Origin of the sequence: Cryobacterium zhongshanensis (assembly GCF_022760445.1) — a bacterium.
GTDB classification, from domain to species: Bacteria; Actinomycetota; Actinomycetes; order Actinomycetales; family Microbacteriaceae; genus Cryobacterium; species Cryobacterium algoricola.
This window is the reverse complement of record NZ_JALGAR010000012.1, coordinates 1-4754: the sequence shown is the minus strand read 5'-3', so window position 1 is coordinate 4754 and position 4754 is coordinate 1. Positions and strand designations below refer to the sequence as shown.

5 protein-coding genes are annotated in these 4754 nt (G+C 66.0%); 2 read left to right on the top strand and 3 right to left on the bottom strand.

Annotated elements, in window-relative coordinates:
* The first annotated feature begins 68 nt into the window (after positions 1-68).
* The gene (locus tag MQH31_RS20465) at positions 69-677 is read left to right on the top strand and encodes a DUF305 domain-containing protein (protein ID WP_243013596.1); all 609 of its coding nucleotides are present in this window, start codon (positions 69-71) and stop codon (positions 675-677) included.
* 90 nt (positions 678-767) lie between these two features.
* Here MQH31_RS20465 and MQH31_RS20460 read toward each other — a convergent pair whose 3' ends face one another.
* The 3 genes from MQH31_RS20460 to MQH31_RS20450 are packed head-to-tail and all read right to left on the bottom strand — an operon-like array spanning position 768 to position 3091.
* Positions 768-1583, bottom strand: coding sequence for an amino acid ABC transporter ATP-binding protein (locus MQH31_RS20460; RefSeq protein WP_243013595.1), 816 nt, complete (start codon positions 1581-1583; stop codon positions 768-770).
* Positions 1570-2238 carry an amino acid ABC transporter permease gene (locus tag MQH31_RS20455; protein ID WP_243013594.1) on the bottom strand — a complete coding sequence of 223 codons (669 nt, stop codon included), beginning with the start codon at positions 2236-2238 and terminating at the stop codon, positions 1570-1572. The genes MQH31_RS20460 and MQH31_RS20455 overlap by 14 nt, the downstream gene beginning before the upstream one ends.
* Before the next feature lie 25 nt (positions 2239-2263).
* Positions 2264-3091 (bottom strand): amino acid ABC transporter substrate-binding protein, encoded by an 828-nt coding sequence (locus MQH31_RS20450; RefSeq protein WP_243013593.1) that lies wholly within the window; start codon positions 3089-3091, stop codon positions 2264-2266.
* Between the two features lie 529 nt (positions 3092-3620).
* Here MQH31_RS20450 and MQH31_RS20445 point away from each other — a divergent pair.
* Positions 3621-4259, top strand: a complete 639-nt coding sequence (locus MQH31_RS20445) for a thioredoxin-like domain-containing protein (RefSeq protein WP_243013592.1) — start codon at positions 3621-3623, stop codon at positions 4257-4259.
* Positions 4260-4754: the final 495 nt, after the last annotated feature.

The following is a 4754-nucleotide window of genomic DNA, read 5'->3' as shown; positions in this document are numbered from 1 at the left end:
ATGTCAACGCGAGCACGGTCAACCCACGGGCCTACCTCGGTCTCTGACCGTCAGATGGATGGAGCACGGTGATCACCTCCAGCTCGCGCTATATCGCAGCCCTTGGGGCCGCGACGCTCCTGGCGACCCTGACTGCCTGCTCGGCATCGGAACCCAACACCACCGCCGCTGGACGGCCCGCTGAGACTGTGGCATCAGCGAGCGCGTTCGGGCCGCACAATGACGCCGACGTCGAGTTCGCCCAGATGGTCATCGTTCACAGTGGCGCTCTGGCGATCGCCCGGCTTGCGGCGGAACGCTCAAGCGACCCGGACACCAAGGGGTTAGCCGAATCCATCCTCACAGCTCGCGCCGCGGAGATCGACGTCATGACGTCCTGGCTGCAAGCTTGGGGCGCCGAGGTTCCGGAGATCGGCTCCATGCCAGAGAGTGATCGCGACGCCCCGATGCCAGGGTTGGTCACGGACCAGCAGGTGGCCGATCTTGATGACGCCTCAGGGCCCGCGTTCGATCGCCAGTTCCTGTCCCTGATGATCGAGCATCACACCAGCTCGATCGCTCGGGCCGACGTGGAAGCAAGGAGCGGGGAGAGCATTCTGGCCCGGCACTTCGCGGCGACGATCACAGGGGACCAGGGTGCCGAGCTCGCCGAGATGAAGTCGATACTCCGCCGCTGACGTGCGGGCGCAGAGGAGGTAGTGGCGCGATCTCCTACGTGCGGCGTGAGGCGCGTCATCGCTCCGATCGCGGTGGCCGCGAGTCCCGCGTCATTCGTCGGTGTCGGACGCTGGGCGTTCGAACGGGAACAGAAGCCGCTGCAGGAACTGGCGGGTGCGCGGGTGCTGCGGATCGCGAAGGACCTGTGCGGGGCTGCCGCTCTCGAGGATCACGCCTCCGTCGATGAAGGCGACCTCGTGCGCCACCTCACGTGCGAACTCGAGCTCGTGGGTGGCGATCACCATGGTCCACCCCTCGTCCGCGAGTTCGCGGATGAGGCGAAGCACGTCACCGACGAGTTCGGGATCCAGAGCCGACGTCGGCTCGTCGAAGAGCAGGAGCTGTGGCCTGAGCGCCAACGCCCGAACGATCCCGACCCGTTGTTGTTGACCGCCCGACAGCTCGAACGGATGACTGTCGCGCTTCTCGGTCAGGCCAACCCGATCGAGAAGCGTGAGCGCTTCGGCTGTCGCCTCTTCGCGGGACCGCCGCTGGACGACGACCGGACCTTCGATGATGTTCTGCAGAACAGTCATGTGGGGGAAGAGGTTGTAGTGCTGGAAGACCATGGCAGATCGGTCGCGAAGTGCGGCGAGCTGCGGCCTCGACGGGGCCGCAGCGAAGTCGAGGTTGAGCTCGCCCGCGACATCGATCGTCCCGCCGTCGGCGATCGCCAATCCGTTCAGGCACCGCAGCAGGGTCGTCTTGCCCGACCCGGATGGGCCGATCAGGGCGAGCACCTTGCCCCGCTCGACGGTGATGTCGACCGATGCCAGTACCCGGTTCGAGGCGAAGCTCTTGCGGAGCCCGCGCACGGTCAACAGCGCCGCGTCCGGATGCCGCGTTGACGACTCAGCGGGCCACATGGCGATCCAATCGCTTCTCGAGTGCACTCTGGGAGGTCGACAGAACCAGACAGATCACCCAATACACCAGCGCAGCCTCCAGGTAGAGCGCCATGAACTGCTGGCTGAATGCCGCAACCTTCTGTGCCTGGCGGAACAGTTCCGTGACCAGGATCAACGAGGCGAGCGACGTGTCCTTGACCAGGCTGATGAAGGTGTTCGACAGCGGAGGCACCGACACCCGTGCCGCCTGCGGCAGGATAATCCGTGTCAGCGTGCGTCGATGAGACATCCCGATCATGTACGCCGCCTCCCACTGACCCTTGGGCACGGACAGGATCCCGGCTCGGATGACCTCTGCGCCGTAGCCGCCGACGTTGAGCGAGAAGGCGATGACCGCGCTCGGCCACGGGTCGATGATCAGGCCGATCGACGGCAACCCGTAGAAGATGACGAACAGCTGCACCAGCAGCGGAGTTCCACGAATGACGGAGATGTACGCGCGCGCGCCGCCGGACAGCCACGCCCGGCTCGACAGGCGCATCAGCGCCAGGACGAGCGCTAGAACGAGTCCGATCGCGAACGACACCACAGCCAGCGGGATCGTGCCGGTGATCGCTCCGTGCACTATTGGCCACAGTGATGACAGGAACAGGTCCCGGGTCTGCTGGTTCATCGTTTCGACTCGTCCGGCAATCGACCTACTTGGAGACGTCTTGCCCGAAGTACTTGTCGGAGATCTCCGCAAGCGTCCCCGCCTTCGCGAGCTTCGCGAGAGAGGCGTCTACTGCATCCGCTAGGGAGCTGCTGCCCTTGGCGAATGCGAGTGCACTCTCGGATCGCTCCGTCGTCTCCGCGGCGATCTTCAGGCTGCTCGACCCGTTCTGCTTCTGGTAGTCCAGGAAGGTCAGCTTGTCGTTCACCGTGGCGTCCACCCGGCCCTGCTCGACGAGCGCGACCGACTGGGCCCAGCCCTCGACCCCCTGCACAGTGGCCCCGCTCTTCTCGGCAAGGGCATACCAGTTGCTGGTCAACGACTGAGCCGTGGTCTTGCCTGCAAGCGATGCGAACGAGGTGATGTCCGTGTTGCTGGATGGGACCACGACCACACCTGTCGAGTACGCATAGGGGACGGAGAACGTGTATGCCGCTTCGCGTTCGGGCGTGACGGACACCTGATTGGCGATGACGTCGAAACGACCCGCCTCGAGCCCAGCGAAGATCGCGTCCCACTGAGTCTCCTGGAACTTGGCAGTGACACCAAGGTCGGCCGCGACCGCTTTAGCCACCTCGACGTCGTACCCGGTCAGCTCCCCTGACCCGTCCTCGTGGTACGTGAACGGACGGTATGTACCCTCCGTCCCGACCGTGAGGATGCCGGACTTCTGGACCGCGGCAAGCGAGTCGTCCGCCGCGGCGGAGGCGTTCGACGTGCGGTCGGAGGACGCGCCCGTTGCAGCGCAGCCGGTCACCGCAAGGACGATGGATGCGACCAGGGCAATGCCGGTGAGTGTCTTCTTGAGGTGCATGAGGGTCCATTTCAAGCGGAAGGAGCGCGCGAAGGGCATCGCGGGCGGTGGGTTCGAAGACGACTCGTCGATGCGAAGCCCGCTGGCGCTCGACCGCGTCGTTGCGCTTGCAGCGAAAGCCTCGTCGACGCTCAGTGAGCGGGAAGGGACGTCGGCCGGTTCCAGCGCGGTCGAGGCCCCTGGCAGGCGTCGCCGGTCGCTCAGCTCAACAGCTGCAGCGTGACACCAGACAACAGACCCACACCGTGGCGCTTGCCGCGGGTGTCGTGGTCCAGGAGTCGGCGGTCATGTGGCGGATTAGAGCACACGCGCCGCTCGATTGGCAATCTCGTCCGGACGCGGGTGCCAGCCGCGAGTGGCTGACGCAACACCAGAGCCAAGCCGCCCGTGCAATATCCTTGCGGTCTGCGAGCGGTCGCGGCGAGCGGCGGTCGCGGCGAGCGGCGGTCGTCGCGGACGCCGGGCGCTCACGGGCCGCCTCGCAGGTATGAGTCCCGAGGCGACCGTTCCGAGACTTGAGGAGATCCACATGAGCAAGCGCGCCTCGCAGGCGACCGATCGTGCAGCCGTGGTGGCGGCTCTGCGCACCGAGCAGAAGCGCCAGGAACGACGCAGGACGCTGCTGGTCACAGCCGTCGTTGTCGTCCTCGTCCTGGTCCTGGGCGGGATCACGGCAGCTGTGCTCCTTCGCCAGCAGGCACGCAACTCCACGATCGCCGAAGCCGCTAGCGCCCCGATCGCCGGGGTCAAGGAGTACCCGAACCTGGCGCGCAACCACGTGGAGGGGGCTGTGACGTACCCAGAGACGCCGCCCGTCGGCGGTGACCACTCGGAGACGTTGACGAACTGTGCGGTCTACACGACGCCTGTGAAGAACGAGTACGCGGTGCACTCTCTGGAGCATGGTGCGGTCTGGGTGACCTACAGCCCCGACCTTCCTGCGGACCAGGTGGCGATCCTTACCGGCGTGATTGGCAAGAACCCTTACGGCCTGCTGAGCCCGTTCCCCGGGCTGAGCTCACCGGTGGTCGCGAGCGCGTGGGGCTTGCAGCTGACCATGACGAGCGCGTCCGACCCGCGGCTGGCGTCGTTCGTAGCGAAGTACGCGAACGGTCCCCAGACACCCGAGCCCGGCGCAGCGTGCTCAGGCGGTGTCGGCGCCAGCTGACACGGCGACGAGCTCGTCGCGGACTGGTCCGAGTGGCGTCCCGCAGAGTGGTGTGCGAGCCCGGCCCGCTGTTCCGTCGACCCCCGACTGCCAGACCCGTTGAACCGCCACTTCGCGGCGCCTGGGCCGAACCTCAATCGAAACTTCATTCAGCGCCGCGCCGCGATGGTGCTCCGTGCGGACCCTTACTGCGCGATGCGCGCTCCGCAGCACAACCAGACTGACGTCGTCCGACGTCCGTGACCTGCGGCTTCGTCGCATCCGAACGCTGCTGATGGTGCTTGCCCGCCACGACCACGGCAGCGCGAGCCGGACTTCGTCAGGTGCCCGTGAACTTTGCGCGAACTTCGTCGTTCCTCGCCGGCTTCCTCATATTGAAGCGAGACGCTGGTTGCACACCGAAGTCACGCATACGAGTGAAGGAGACGGACATGATGGGTTGGTATGGAGGCGGCATGGGTGGCGGCGCGTGGATCTTCATGGGGCTGTTCTGGA